This window comes from Pandoraea sp. PE-S2T-3, from assembly GCF_002179965.1.
Classification (GTDB): domain Bacteria; phylum Pseudomonadota; class Gammaproteobacteria; order Burkholderiales; family Burkholderiaceae; genus Pandoraea.
Genome location: NZ_NGUQ01000007.1, coordinates 17,034 through 30,309, shown reverse-complemented (window position 1 = coordinate 30,309; position 13,276 = coordinate 17,034). Strand labels below are relative to the sequence as shown.

At 64.3% G+C, this 13,276-nt stretch carries 11 protein-coding genes; 2 read left to right on the top strand and 9 right to left on the bottom strand.

Annotated features, from left to right (window positions below; translation table 11 throughout):
* Positions 1–259 precede the first annotated feature (259 nt).
* On the top strand, positions 260–1,438 hold the full coding sequence (locus tag CDV46_RS02180) for a diguanylate cyclase (RefSeq protein WP_087690776.1): 1,179 nt from the start codon (positions 260–262) through the stop codon (positions 1,436–1,438).
* A gap of 114 nt (positions 1,439–1,552) precedes the next feature.
* Here the strand turns inward: CDV46_RS02180 and CDV46_RS02175 are convergent, their stop codons facing one another.
* The 4 genes from CDV46_RS02175 to CDV46_RS02160 form a co-directional block, all read right to left on the bottom strand.
* Positions 1,553–1,798 (bottom strand): hypothetical protein, encoded by a 246-nt coding sequence (locus CDV46_RS02175; RefSeq protein ID WP_058376993.1) that lies wholly within the window; start codon positions 1,796–1,798, stop codon positions 1,553–1,555.
* A gap of 570 nt (positions 1,799–2,368) precedes the next feature.
* On the bottom strand, positions 2,369–2,554 hold the full coding sequence (locus CDV46_RS02170; protein ID WP_058376994.1) for a hypothetical protein: 186 nt from the start codon (positions 2,552–2,554) through the stop codon (positions 2,369–2,371).
* Positions 2,555–2,856: 302 nt separating this feature from the next.
* On the bottom strand, positions 2,857–4,077 hold the full coding sequence (locus tag CDV46_RS02165; RefSeq protein ID WP_087721679.1) for a porin: 1,221 nt from the start codon (positions 4,075–4,077) through the stop codon (positions 2,857–2,859).
* Positions 4,078–4,312: 235 nt separating this feature from the next.
* Positions 4,313–5,206: an NAD(P)-dependent oxidoreductase gene (locus CDV46_RS02160; RefSeq protein ID WP_087721678.1), complete on the bottom strand. Its 894-nt coding sequence runs from the start codon at positions 5,204–5,206 to the stop codon at positions 4,313–4,315.
* A 220-nt stretch (positions 5,207–5,426) separates the two neighbouring features.
* Between CDV46_RS02160 and CDV46_RS02155 the strand changes: the two genes are divergently transcribed.
* A complete protein-coding gene (locus tag CDV46_RS02155) occupies positions 5,427–6,302 on the top strand; it encodes an AraC family transcriptional regulator (protein WP_254915905.1) in 876 nt (291 codons plus the stop codon).
* Positions 6,303–6,338: 36 nt separating this feature from the next.
* Here CDV46_RS02155 and CDV46_RS02150 read toward each other — a convergent pair whose 3' ends face one another.
* From CDV46_RS02150 to bioA, 5 genes are all read right to left on the bottom strand, one after another.
* Complete coding sequence (locus CDV46_RS02150; protein WP_087721677.1) at positions 6,339–8,360, bottom strand: acetyl/propionyl/methylcrotonyl-CoA carboxylase subunit alpha; 2,022 nt, start codon at positions 8,358–8,360, stop codon at positions 6,339–6,341.
* 268 nt (positions 8,361–8,628) lie between these two features.
* Positions 8,629–9,696 carry a biotin synthase BioB gene (gene bioB / locus CDV46_RS02145; protein ID WP_087690056.1) on the bottom strand — a complete coding sequence of 356 codons (1,068 nt, stop codon included), beginning with the start codon at positions 9,694–9,696 and terminating at the stop codon, positions 8,629–8,631.
* 44 nt (positions 9,697–9,740) lie between these two features.
* Positions 9,741–10,496 carry a dethiobiotin synthase gene (gene bioD, locus CDV46_RS02140; protein WP_058376999.1) on the bottom strand — a complete coding sequence of 252 codons (756 nt, stop codon included), beginning with the start codon at positions 10,494–10,496 and terminating at the stop codon, positions 9,741–9,743.
* Complete coding sequence (bioF, locus tag CDV46_RS02135; protein WP_087690054.1) at positions 10,489–11,697, bottom strand: 8-amino-7-oxononanoate synthase; 1,209 nt, start codon at positions 11,695–11,697, stop codon at positions 10,489–10,491. Before bioF ends, bioD begins: the two co-directional genes overlap by 8 nt.
* Complete coding sequence (gene bioA / locus CDV46_RS02130) at positions 11,694–13,127, bottom strand: adenosylmethionine--8-amino-7-oxononanoate transaminase (RefSeq protein ID WP_254915904.1); 1,434 nt, start codon at positions 13,125–13,127, stop codon at positions 11,694–11,696. Before bioA ends, bioF begins: the two co-directional genes overlap by 4 nt.
* Positions 13,128–13,276 lie beyond the last annotated feature (149 nt).

Here is a 13,276-nt window from a genome sequence, read left to right as displayed (position 1 = left end):
CGTTTCGACATAGCGAATTTAAGACAATTGATGCGGGGTTTCGGACGCGTCGTCGACGCCGTAGTTTTTCTTCGCCACGCGGCTGCTACCCCAAACTGGGTCACTTTGCTATTGCCGGAAGACCATCTGCCGCAGGTAGAATGGCGCGAGGCGGGGATTGGCGTGCCGTCGCCGGGCAGTAGCGGCGCAACGGATGGCCATCGGCAGCCCCACGGTGCACTCGCATCGTGCGCGTTTCGTGACAGGTGATCGGAGCAGCATGGTGTCAGCAAGTCCACAAGGTCGTCCGGTGCAAGCCGACGGCTCGCCACAGCGTCGTAATGCGGCGTCTTCTTTCGGGGTTGATTCTGCCGTCGCGGGCAAGGGCAAGCGTTTTGTGCGCCGCATCTATCGTCTGCGCACCATCGGCCTCGCGATCGGCTTCTTCTGCGTCGCCGGTGTCTTTTACCGTCATGACCCGCCCATCGCGTCCTGGCTTTGGGCGCTGCTCATCTTCAATGGCTTTGTGTGGCCCCATGTGGCCTGCGCGCTGGCGCTCTCGCGCCCGGTGCCCTATCGTGCCGAGCGCTGGAATCTGCTGATCGATTCGGCGTTCGGCGGCTTCTGGGTCGCCGCGATGCATTTCAACCTGCTGCCCAGTGTGGTCGTGCTGGCGATGATGTCGATGGACAACATCAGTGCCGGCGGGGTGAGGTTGTTCTTGCAGGGGGTGCTCGCCAACGTGGCGGGCGTGCTGGTCGGCATTGCGCTGTTGGGCTTCGCGTGGGCGCCGGCGTCGGACACGTTCAACGTGATCACGTGTCTGCCGATGATCATCCTGTATCCCATTGCGCTCGGTAAGGTCACCTACGATCTCGCCCAGAAACTCGCCAATCGATCGCGCGAGATGGAGTATCTGTCACAGCACGACGGCCTCACGGGCTTGCTCAATCGCCGCGCGTGGGAGCAGCGGCTCGCAGACATTCACACGCATTGTGCGGCGACGGGGCAACCGGCCTGTCTGGTGCTGATGGATCTCGACCATTTCAAGCGCATCAACGACACGCTGGGTCATGCGGCGGGCGACACGGCGTTGCGGCGCTTTTCGGGCTTGCTTCGGCAACGGCTGCGCGACATCGATGCCGTGGGCCGATATGGCGGGGAAGAGTTCGGCGCGGTGCTGGTGAACACCGGTGGCGTCGCCGGGCAGGATTTGATGCACCACCTGCTGGCAGACCTGCGCGCGCGGGTGGCACAGGCCGAAGCCCAGTTGCAGCTTCAAATGCCGGATACGGACGGCCAGTCGCTATCGCTGGCCGAATGCACTGTCAGCATCGGTTTGGTGCCGTTCTCGGTGAGCTTCGATAGCCCGCAGGCGTGGCTGCAACAGGCCGACCGTGCGCTCTATCGCGCCAAGCGTGACGGGCGCGACGGCATGGTGGTGTTCGAGGTGAGCTAGCCAGATCGTTGACGGCGCGATGACCGGCTCGCCGAATGCGCGCCGGATCAGGTCATTGCCCATCGGCGCGTTTGGGCACCAAATCGGCACCGCAACTATCGATCGTGTCTTCGATCAGCGCACGCACAGGCGCGAGAACGCCGAGCGCAGGACGGCCGGAATGGCGGCGGCAAAGCCGAACGGGCGGGCCAGCGTCGCCAGTCCCTCGCCGTTGAGGACGCGCGAGCCTTCCAGATGCGTGGCGAGCACGCAAAAATCTTCGCGCTTCATGCCCACGCGTTGGCAGGCCTTGTCGAGTTGCTTCAGGTCGTTCGGGTGCAGCTTGAGGGTGACGGTAATGCGCTCTGGGTCGGTGTTCATGACAACAATCTTCTCTTTAACGAATACGTCGGGCATGTTGCGCGGGTAGGCACATGCCGGGGCGCCCACGCGATAACGGGGGCGTGCGTGACCACAAACGCACGGGATCGCTCGGAAGACAGTGCATGGCGAATTCGTGGCCGGGCGCTGACGTACCAGCGTGAGGCGGACGAACGCGCGATCCGGGAATCGGGGCGTCAGGTTGTTTGATGCAACGCGTGGGCAATACGAGGCTGTGGGCGCGCGCTCCACCGCCCGAATGACTGGCGGCGGTACGGCTTCGACGCGTGGGAGCGATGCCTCGTAACAGCAGGGAGGGATGACTCTCCATCCGGCCATGACATGAGCGCCGGAAAACAGCAATGAGTACTGCGGACTACCACTGCGAGTAAAGCTTGATTTCACTACGACTGCTGAAGCCGTCGGACTGCGACGGGGACTGCGGTGATGCAAGACCTTCTGAACGACAGGACTGCGGGTGATGCGAGTACAGCGATAAAGCCGAACTGCCAACTACTGAATTACCAAAGACTGCTACTGCTACTGCGTCAGGACACTGCGCGAAAACGCTTACGCGGCGTCCTTGAACTGAATGCGCGAGCACGGCGTGCGGCGATGACTACGGCGATAACGCAATACGCGGTCGATGTGCGCCGAGGCTGCCAGCCTTGTGGCTTTGCGATGCAGTTGATTCACACGCGCCGCCGAAATAGCAATGGCGACGAGGGCAATCAACGACCAACTGACGAAACTCACAACCCTTCTCCCGAATTCACTTATTGACTCGCGACAAGACAAACCGCCGCAACTCGATTTCTCAATGACTTCGAAAGCTTGGGGGACTGCCGGTTGCGTCTGCATCAACTTTTGATAGAGACGAATTCTAAATACTTTCCCGAATAGGGTAAACCCTGAAAATTCGAAATAATGAATTTTCATTAGCTAATAAGTTGAAAACATCCAAACGATCGTTTGAATGGTAAATGGCTTATTTCATTGGGGAAATCGGCCCAAACCCGCATGAATAAACGAGGTTGGGCCGATCGTGCAACGTCAGGTCAGAAGCTGTGCTTCAGCCCCATGCCGAGCAACAGTTGCGTACGAGCCCCCGCATCGATGCCGTATGAACCGACCGACGCGTTTGCTGCGACGGTTTTCGATCCCGAGGCGTCGAGCGTGTTGCCGGTCGCTTGCTGGTATCCGCCGATGACATACGTGGCCGTCCGCTTGGACAGGGCGTAGGTGACGCCGGCATTGAACTGGTTGTAATGCGCCGCCGTCTGGCTCGGTCCGCGCAGCCGCGTGTAGCTGTAGCCGAGACCGGTGCTCAGGGCGGGCGTCAGCGCGTAGCTGGTGAACAGATTGACGGTGTCGAACTTGGCCGTGCCGCTGAATGCCGAAAGGCCGTCACTGGCGTATTGGGCGTGCGAGTAAGACACACCGAGAATGGCCGGCCCGATAGCGTACTTGCCGCCCACGCGCACGATTCGCACCTTGCTTGCCGTGCTCAAGCCGCGATTGATCGGCGAGTTGAACAGCGAACCGGCGCTGCCGGACCACTGGCGAAAGCCTCGGCTCGCCGAATCGGCCTTTTCATCGATTTTGCCGCCACCGTCGGCGAAGAAGAAGCCGGCGCCAAGGGCGATCGGTCCGTTGCTATACGCGCCAGCCAGACCATACGAGCGGCCGGAACCCGTCTTGCCCGCGACGTTACCCAGCGCATACATGCCTTCGAATTGCAGGCCGCCGTAGTTCGGGGTCGCATAACGAATCGAGTTGTTAATGCGCGCGCTGTTGTCGTAGTTGTCGACGTCGCCCGGCGTCGCGAAGAAGCCACCGAAATAGCCGTCGGCGGTGAGGCCCTGCACAAGGTTGACGACCGGGTCGTACTGACGGCCGATCGTGACCTCGCCCCATTGATTCGCCTTCAGGCCGACGATGGCCTTACGGCCGAATGCGAGGCCGCCATTGCCTTGTTTACCGTTGACGGCATCGAAGCCGCTTTCGATCTGGAAGAGCGCCGTAAGGCCGCTGCCGAGCGACTCGGTGCCGCGCAGGCCCCAGCGGCTGCCCGACATGATGTTGCTGGTGATTTGCGATAAACCGACCGGGCCGTTGTTGCTGGCGACGTGATTGGCGTGAACAAAACCGGAGTCGAGGGTGCCGTAAAGGGTGACGTTGCTCTGCGCATGAACGCCGGCCGGCAGCGTGGACAGAGCGAGGCTGGCCGCGAGCGCAAGGGCACGCGGACCGGTAAGCAGAGGGAGACGTTGTGTCATGGTGTCGGGCAGCGTGGCTGCGCGTGGTTGATATCGACACCGAGAATATTGTTGAATAGCGGTTCGGAATCCTGATGAAAATTCCCATTGTCGTCAAAAGCCCGTCGCTGCGGCGACATCACGCGATCACCTATCGCGTTTCTAAGAACGATCCCCAAATAAAATACAAAACGCCGCGATTTGCGGCGTTTCGTATTTGTGACGTGTTGTGTTGTTTGTCTTGCGGGCAACCACATTAGTCGGCAGCGGCGTCTTCCTGTCCGGCGCGGCGCGCGGCCACCTTCGACAGCGCAGCCCAGTCCAGATGTCCCTCGCCGTGCGCGAGGCTATCGAGATGGTTGTCGCGCAGCACGGTGCCGAACGGCATCGGCACGTTGGCCGCTTCGCCGGCGAGCAACGCCAGGCGCACATCCTTCGCCCCGAGTGCGAGCTTGAAGCCGGCCGGTTCGAAAACCTGTTTGGCAATCGCACCGCCGTAGCCGGTGTAGGCCGGCACCGCGAACACGGCCGTCGTGATCATGTCGAGGAAGTCGGCTCCGGGTACGCCGTGGCCTTGCGTGAGGGCGGCGGCTTCGCTCATCGTCTCGATGGCGCTCGCGATCATGAAGTTCGACGCGAGCTTCACGACGTTGGCTTGCTCGGGCACGTCGCCGAAACGCCACGTGCGCTGACCGAGCACGTCGAAGATCGGCTGCACCTGCGCGAGGGTATCGGAGGCACCGGCGGCGAGAATGTTGAGCTTGCCGGCTTGCGCCACGTTCACGCGGCCGAGTACGGGGGCGGCGATGTAGCGCAAGCCGAGCGCGTCGCATTTCGCCTGCATCTCGCGCGCGAAGTCGAGTGACACCGTGGCCATGTTCACGACGATGGCGCCGCGCGCCAGCGCAGCGAGGGCACCGCCGTCGTTCAGTACGACCCGGCTCGTGTCGTCGTCGGCCAGCATCGCAATGAGCACGTCGGCGCCACGTGCCGCGTCTGCCGGCGTGTCGCAAGCTTGTGCGCCAACCTTCGCGACGGTGTCGACCGGACCGCGCGAGCGATTCCAGACTTGCAGCGAAAAACCCGCTTTGATGAGATTGATCGCCATGGGCGAGCCCATGGTGCCGAGGCCGAGAAATCCGATAGTCATATGTTCTCCAGGTGCGTGCAACGTGGCGTCCGATACCGCTTTGGCCACGTATCAACCGAGAGCATGACACCGAACACAGGTCGATGCAGCGCACGCGTACGGCGCCTGCGAGAGCGCCGCGCGGAGCGGGTAAGATGCACCGACGTGCGATGCAGTGGCGCGGATGTCTCACGCGCCGCGCACGTTTGCCTGACCGAACCGTCGCACGGCGGCATTCAAGTTGTCACTTGCCATTGCCATTGCCATTGCCGTTGCCGTCACGACCGACCCGAACTTCCTTCCTCCCTGCGCCATGACCGTCCGTTACAACTGGCCCACCTTCAAGACGCTGCCGTATCCGGTGTACTTCCGCTACGACGAGTTCGACGCGCAGACGGCGTGGGTGCCGCATCGTCATGACTGGGGCACGCTCAACTACGTGGCGAATGGAGTGATGCAGCTTGAAATCGAAGGCGCGCGTTACCTTTCGCCGCCCCAGTACGCTGTCTGGATTCCGCCGAAAGCCGCGCACGCCAGCTTCAACGCGCACGCGGTGATCTACCGGTCGGTGTACATCGATGCGTCGCTCGCGAATGTACTGCCATCGCATGCGGCCACCTTACGCATCAGCGGTTTGTTGCGGGCGATTCTGTCGGACTTTGCCGAGCGGGGCGTGGCATCCCCCCGCACCGATGCCGACAAACGTCTGGCGCAGGTGCTCGTCGATCAACTGGCCCTCGCGCCGGCCGAACCGCGCTTTCTGCCGCAGGCGAATTCACCGGCGCTCGTGCGCATCTTGCAAGCGCTGCAAAGTGAGCCCGGTGACAACCGTACGCTCGCGCAATGGGCGCAGACGGCATCGCTGACCGAGCGCACGCTGGCCCGTCACTGTCTGGTGGAATTGGGGATGACGCTGGGGCAATGGCGGCAGCGGTTGCGCTTTCTGCGTGCCATCGAAGGGCTGGAAGCCGGACACACGGTGAAGTCGATTGCGTTCGATCTGGGCTACGCCACACCGTCGGCATTCATCGAAATGTTCACCCGCCAGTCGGGACTGACGCCGGAGCAATTCCGGCGTCAGACGATTCTGGGCGAGGGGCACGGCGGGACGGTCTGATGCCGCCCCGACCCCGCCCCCGGCCTACCGCTTCACTTACCGCTTGAACGCCAGCAACTGCGCGCCTTCGGGTACCTGATCGCCCACGGCGTACAGCACTTCCTCGATCTCGCCGTCGGCGGGCGCACTGATGGTGTGCTCCATCTTCATCGCCTCCATCACGAGCAGCGGTGCCCCCTTCTCGACCTTCGTACCGGCCGGTGCGAGCACCGCAATGACCTTGCCCGGCATCGGTGCGGTCAGGCGGCCTTCGCCACCCTCCTGTGCCCCGGCCTGCGCGAGTGGGTCATGCCAGCGCAACGCCCACGACTGACCGTCGGCAAACACGTGAGCGAGGGCATGTTCGAAATCGACGTGTCCTTGCACGCGGCGCTCACCGAGCGTCACGCGATACACGCCGCCGTCATGGGTGTAGCGATACGGATACGTTTCGCCATCGACCGTGAGCGTGCTGGCCTGCGCGCCGCTCGTGAGCACCACGTCGTGACGCGTTTCGCCCTGATAGAACGACAGCGTGCGGCGGTAGTCGCCGTTCAGACGCCAGCCGGTCGCGAGTTGCCACGGCGAGTGATGATCGATGCTGTCCTGATACTTGCGACGGCCGACGATGGCCTCGCGAGCCAGTTGTGCGGCCACGGCCAGCGCCAGCGTCGTGGCGGGCACGGGCGCCGCGCCGGGGAACAGCGTATCGCGATGGCGCTCGATCAGGCCTGTGTCGAGATCGGCACCGGCAAACGGTTCGCTCGCGACCAGCCGTCCGAGGAACGCAATATTCGTCTGCACGCCCACCACACGGTATTGCCCCAGCGCGCGGCGCATGCGGGCGAGCGCTTCGTCGCGGTCCTGCCCCCACACGATCAGCTTGGCGATCATCGGGTCGTAGAACGGCGAGATCGTGTCGCCTTCGCGCACACCGGAATCGATACGTACGGCGGCCGGCGTCGCGCCACTGCCGATCTCGAACTGCACGGCCGCGGGCGGGCGCAGCGTCGAGAGCGTGCCCGTGGACGGCAGGAAGTTGTTGTCGGGGTTCTCGGCGTAGATACGCGCTTCGAGCGCATGGCCGTGAATGCGCAGTTCGTCCTGCTTGCGCGGCAGCACTTCGCCAGCGGCCACACGCAGTTGCCATTCGACCAGATCGAGGCCGGTGATCATTTCGGTGACCGGGTGCTCGACCTGCAAGCGCGTATTCATCTCCATGAAGTAGAACGAGCCGTCCTGATTGGCGATGAATTCGACCGTGCCCGCGCCCACGTAACCGACCGCACGCGCGGCATTGCACGCGGCGTCGCCCATGGCCTGACGGCGCTCGGCGCTCATGCCCGGTGCGGGCGCTTCTTCCAGCACCTTCTGGTGGCGGCGCTGCACCGAGCAGTCGCGCTCGAACAGATAGACGCAGTTGCCGTGCGTGTCGGCAAACACCTGAATTTCAATGTGACGCGGACGCGTCAGGTACTTCTCGACAAGCACGCGCTCGTCGCCAAAGCTGCTCGCCGCTTCGCGCTGGCACGACGCCAGTGCGCTGCGGAAGTCGTCGCTGCGCTCGACCACGCGCATGCCCTTGCCACCGCCCCCGGCGCTGGCCTTGAGCAGTACCGGGTAGCCGATCTCGTCGGCGCGGGCGTGCAGGAAGGCGGCGTCCTGATTCTCGCCGTGATAGCCCGGCACGAGCGGCACGGCAGCGCCTTCCATCAGCGTTTTCGCGGCGCTCTTGCTGCCCATGGCGTGAATGGCACCGACCGGCGGGCCGATGAAGACGATACCGGCGTCGTCGCAGGCCTTCGCGAACGCTTCGTTCTCGGACAGAAAGCCATACCCCGGGTGGATCGCTTGCGCGCCCGTGGCCTTGGCGGCGGCGATGATGGCGTCCACGCGCAGATAGCTGTCGCGTGCGGCGGCACCGCCCACGTGAACGGCCTCGTCGCACACGGCAACGTGCTTGGCCTGCGCGTCCGCATCGGAATAGACGGCGACCGTGCGAATGCCCAGACGTGCGGCGGTGGCTGCCACACGGCAGGCGATTTCGCCGCGGTTGGCGATGAGGATCTTGTCGAACATATTGCCTCCGGAAAATGATCGATTGGGGCGACGTTCGCACCCGGCAGGCTCGCTTGTGGCGAACCGCCGGCGCACTCGCGCCTGCTTCTGTCCTGCTGCTATATCGCTACTTTCTTGCTATCCATCTCCGCCGGTGCCGCCACATCGTCTGCTGCGATGCTTGCCGCGTCACCGGCGTTTCGTCCTTACGTCGAAGCCATCACTGTCATCGCGGCCATTGCTGCCATTGCTGCCATTGCTGCCGTCAGCAACTCGCTGCATCAGTGCATCAGTGTGTCTTGCAAGCCGACAACGTGCCCTCGGCCTCGCCGCAACCGGTGTCGGCCTCGGCACCCAGCTTCGCCTCGGTCGACGTGCGCATGCCCAGACGCGCGAGCAACTGGCGGTCGGCTTCGGCCTGCGGGTTCTGCGTGACGAGCAGCTTGTCGCCGTAGAACATCGAATTCGCGCCCGCGAGGAAGCACAGCGATTGCAGCGCCTCGTCCATCTCTTCGCGGCCGGCCGACAAGCGCACCATTGCGCGCGGCATGGTGATGCGCGCCACGGCGATCATGCGCACGAAATCGAACGGATCGACGCTCTCGTTGTTTTCGAGCGGCGTGCCGTCGATCTTGATCAGGTTGTTGATCGGCACCGACTCCGGGTACGGCGACATGTTCGCCAGTTGCGCGATCAAACCGGCGCGCTCGCGACGCGTCTCGCCCAGACCGACGATGCCGCCGCAGCAGACCTTCAGACCGGCTTCACGCACGCGAGCCAGCGTGTCCAGACGGTCCTGATAGGTACGCGTCGTGATGATCTGCCCGTAAAACTCGGGCGATGTATCGAGGTTGTGGTTGTAGTAGTCGAGACCGGCCTCGCGCAGTTGTTCGGCCTGACCGTCACGCAGCATGCCGAGCGTGACGCACGTTTCCAGACCGAGCGCCTTCACGCTGCGCACCATCTCGCCCACGGCATCGACCTGATGCGGCTTCGGGCTGCGCCATGCGGCGCCCATGCAGAAGCGCGTCGCACCGGCGTCCTTGGCGGCTTGCGCGGCGGACAGCACTTCGGCGATGGGCATGAGCTTCTCGGCGTCCACGCCGGTGTCGTACTTGGCCGACTGCGGGCAGTACGCGCAGTCTTCCGGGCAGCCGCCGGTCTTGATCGAGAGCAGTGACGAGAGCTGCACCGCGTTGGCATCGAAGTGTTCGCGATGCACTTGCTGGGCGCGGAAGATCAGGTCGTTGAACGGCAACTCGAACAGCGCTTCGATCTCGTCGACGCGCCAAGGCTTGTCGTTCTGGCGCAGGGCTTCGTCGTGACCGTGAGCGGCGGTGTGGGCATGAACTTGCATGGTGTGTTTCCTTGAATTCTGTGTAATTTCTGTCGATTCGGCAATTAGCGCGGCGCGGGCGTGTGATCGAGCAGCGGCGTAATGTCGAGATAACCGGAGGCGGTGGCCGCGTCGGGGTGCGACAGATGCGGAATGCGGCCGAGCAGCGGTGCCGGCAGTCGTTGCGCAATGGCGTCGATGTTGGCTTCCGCGTGGCGCATCTCCGGATCGACGTGATTGGCGACCCAGCCGGCCAGCGTCAAACCGCGCGCGGCAATGGCTTCGGCCGTGAGCAACGCGTGGTTGATACAGCCGAGTCGCAGGCCGACTACGAGAATGACCGGCAGGCCGAGTTGACGGGCCAGATCGGCGGTGTCGAGCGCGTTGCTGCCGGCGCCCAGCGGCACGCGGAAGCCACCGACGCCTTCAACGATCACCAGATCGGCGCGTGCGGCCACGCGGGCGTAGCCGGCGCGAATGACTTCACAGTCGAGGTCGATACCTTCCTCGGCGGCGGCGATGTGCGGTGCCGTGGCGTCCTTGAGCACGTACGGGCAGTACCAGTCGTCGGGCAGCTTGAGGTTGCTCGCGTCGTGCAATTGTTCGACATCGTCATTGACGTAACGGCCATCGCTTTCGATAGCCCCCGCTGCGACCGACTTCAGTCCGGCGCAGACGAGGCCACGGCGTGCGGACGCGTGCAGCAGCGCCGACGAGACGAGCGTCTTGCCGATTTCAGTGTCGGTGCCGGTGACGAAGAAGGCGTGGCGGGCGGGCGTGGGGCGCTCGGTGACCGGCGTCATGAGGTCTTGATTAGCCATGGGCGTGAGCGGTCCAGTCGCGGTCGAGTTGGTTGATCGCCGTCACGAGCCGTGCGACGTCGTCCTGCGTGTGAGCGGCCGAGAGCGTCACGCGCAGGCGTGAGGTCCCCGGGGCCACGGTCGGTGGCCGGATGGCAGGCACCCAGAGGCCGGCTTCTGCGAGCCCGGCTTGCGCATGCAAGGCTGCGGCGTTCTCGCCAAGGATGATCGGCTGCACACCCGTCGGCGACGGGATATGCCGCCAGTGCTTGAGCTTGAGCGAGCTGCGCAGTTGGAAGATGCGCGCCTGCAACGTCGCGCGCCGTTCACGGCCTTCGTCGCCGCGAATCAACGCGAGACTGGTGAGCAACGCTTGCGCTTGAGCAGGAGCGGCTGCCGTGGTGAAGATGTAGGGCCGGGCGCGATTGATGAGCCATTCGATCACGCTCTTGTGCGCGGCTACGTAAGCACCCGCGACACCCGCCGCCTTGCCGAGCGTGCCGATGATGACGAGGTTCGGCGAGCGCAGGTCGAAGGGCTCGAACACCCCGCGGCCGTTTTCACCGACGACGCCAAAGCCGTGTGCATCGTCGACGATGAGCCACGCGTTGTGTTTCTCGGCGAGCGCCAGCAACTGCGGCAGCGGCGCGATATCGCCATCCATCGAGAACACCCCGTCGGTCACGATCAGCTTCGTCTCGGCCTCGCTCGCTTCGAGCAGCGCGGCGAGTGCCTTCACGTCACCGTGCGGGTAGACATGCGTGCGGGCGCGAGAGAGACGCGCACCATCGATGAGCGATGCGTGATTGAGTTCTTCGGAGAAGATCTCGGCGCCTTTGGTGGCGAGCGTGGAAATCGTCGCCAGATTGGCCATGTAGCCCGTGCAGAAGTACAGCGCGCGGCCTTCGACCAGATGGGGCGACATGAAGTCGGCGAGCGCGGCTTCGAGTTCTGCGTGCGCCTGCGAGTGACCGCTGATCAGGTGCGAGGCGCCGCTGCCTGCGCCGTAGCGCCGTGCCCCGTCGATCAGCGCTTCCACGATCTTCGGGTGCGCCGCGAGACCGAGATAGTCGTTGCTGGCGAAGGCGAGCACGTCGCGGCCATCGGCGCGCAAATGCGGCTGGCACGGCGTGGAGACCACGCGATGCGTGCGGCGCAGGTGCGCGCGGTCGATCTCGGCGAGACCGGCTTCAAGGCGTTCGAGCAAGGGATGTGCGCTCATGCGGCCCTCCCCATGCTGTCGAAGCCCTGACGCATCGTGGCATCGAACGCCGCGATGGTTTGTTCCGCCAGCCAGTCGCTGGTGCTGTCGTCGAGCACGTACGGCGGCATCAGATACACCGTTGCGCCGAGCGGGCGCAGCAGCACGCCTCGGGCACGCGCTTCGCTGTAGAACTGCTTGGCGAATGCGCCCGCTGCACCGGCGGTATCCGGCAGCTTCGCATCGAAGGCCCAGATCATGCCGCGTTGGCGGAAGTGCATGGCGCGCGCATCGTCGGCCAGCGGCGCGAGGGCTTGCGTCAGACGCTCGGCGCGCGTGACATTGCGTGCCAGCACATCGTCGTCGGCAAAGATATCGAGCGTGGCGAGTGCCGCGCGGCACGCGAGCGGATTGCCCGTGTACGAGTGCGAATGCAAAAAGCCGCGCGCGGTGTCGTCGTCGTAGAACGCGTCGTAGATGGCGTCGCGCGAGAGCACCAGCGAGAGCGGCAGATAGCCACCGCTGATGCCCTTCGAGAGCGTGAGCAGGTCGGGCCAGATGCCGGCCTGTTCGCACGCGAAGAACGTGCCGGTGCGGCCACAGCCGACCGCGATTTCATCGGCGATCATGTGGGCGCCGTGACGATCGCACAGCGCGCGCACTTCGCGCAGATACGCCGGGTCGTGCATCGCCATGCCGGCGGCGCACTGCACCAACGGCTCCACGATGACGGCGGCGACACGGCCCTCGCACTGCGTGAGCAGCGAATCGAGTTCGGCGGCCGCGCGGTGTGCGGCATCCTCCGCCGTTTCGCCATCGCGGGCGAGACGTGCGTCGGGAGACGCGACCACGTGGGCATGACGCAGCAGCGGGTCATACGCGTCGCGGAAGAGAGCGACATCGGTGACGGCCAGTGCGCCGAGCGTCTCGCCGTGATAACCGTTTTTCACGCAAACGAATTCGCGCTTGTCGCTGTGGCCCTGATTGCGCCACGCGTGAAAACTCATCTTGAGTGCGATTTCGACGGCAGACGCGCCGTCACTCGCGAAGAACGCATGGCCGAGCACGCCGCCGGTCAGTGCCGACAGGCGTTCGGCGAGCGCGACGACGGGCTCGTGCGTGAAACCCGCGAGCATCGCGTGCTCCAGACGGCCGAGCTGATCGATCAGCGCCGCGTTGATGCGCGGATTCGCGTGACCGAACAGATTGACCCACCACGAGCTGATTGCGTCGAGGTAGCGCTGGCCGTCGGTATCGACCAGCCACGGGCCCTCGCCATGCGAGAGCGCGACGAGGGGAAGCTTCGCTTGCTGCTTCATCTGCGTGCAGGGATGCCAGACCTGCCGCTGACTGCGTGCCGCGAGATTGCCGGGGCCTGACGCGTCAACGCGTGCAGTGGGTTCGGCGATGGTGGGGGGGTGCCCTTGAGCTTGCCGGATAGGGGCGTCCATCATTGACTCCTTCATGCGCCGAGGCGGGCGACACGGGTGCGGATGCACCGTCGTCGACTCGCCCGGCTGGCCGTCGTCAGGCATACGCAAGGTGCGTTGCTGGACGGGGCCGGAGGTGGGGGATGGGCGCATGGTAGGCAAAGCAATTT

Bases quoted from the DNA above. Each gene is read 5' to 3' on its own strand.
- CDV46_RS02160 (WP_087721678.1), bottom strand. From the start codon at position 5,206: ATGACTATCGGATTTCTCGGCCTCGGCACCATGGGCTCGCCCATGGCG.
- CDV46_RS02150 (WP_087721677.1), bottom strand. From the start codon at position 8,360: ATGTTCGACAAGATCCTCATCGCCAACCGCGGCGAAATCGCCTGCCGT.
- bioD (WP_058376999.1), bottom strand. From the start codon at position 10,496: ATGGCTAATCAAGACCTCATGACGCCGGTCACCGAGCGCCCCACGCCC.
- CDV46_RS02165 (WP_087721679.1), bottom strand. From the start codon at position 4,077: ATGACACAACGTCTCCCTCTGCTTACCGGTCCGCGTGCCCTTGCGCTC.
- bioB (WP_087690056.1), bottom strand. From the start codon at position 9,696: ATGCAAGTTCATGCCCACACCGCCGCTCACGGTCACGACGAAGCCCTG.
- CDV46_RS02175 (WP_058376993.1), bottom strand. From the start codon at position 1,798: ATGAACACCGACCCAGAGCGCATTACCGTCACCCTCAAGCTGCACCCG.
- CDV46_RS02180 (WP_087690776.1), top strand. From the start codon at position 260: ATGGTGTCAGCAAGTCCACAAGGTCGTCCGGTGCAAGCCGACGGCTCG.
- bioF (WP_087690054.1), bottom strand. From the start codon at position 11,697: ATGAGCGCACATCCCTTGCTCGAACGCCTTGAAGCCGGTCTCGCCGAG.
- bioA (WP_254915904.1), bottom strand. From the start codon at position 13,127: ATGGACGCCCCTATCCGGCAAGCTCAAGGGCACCCCCCCACCATCGCC.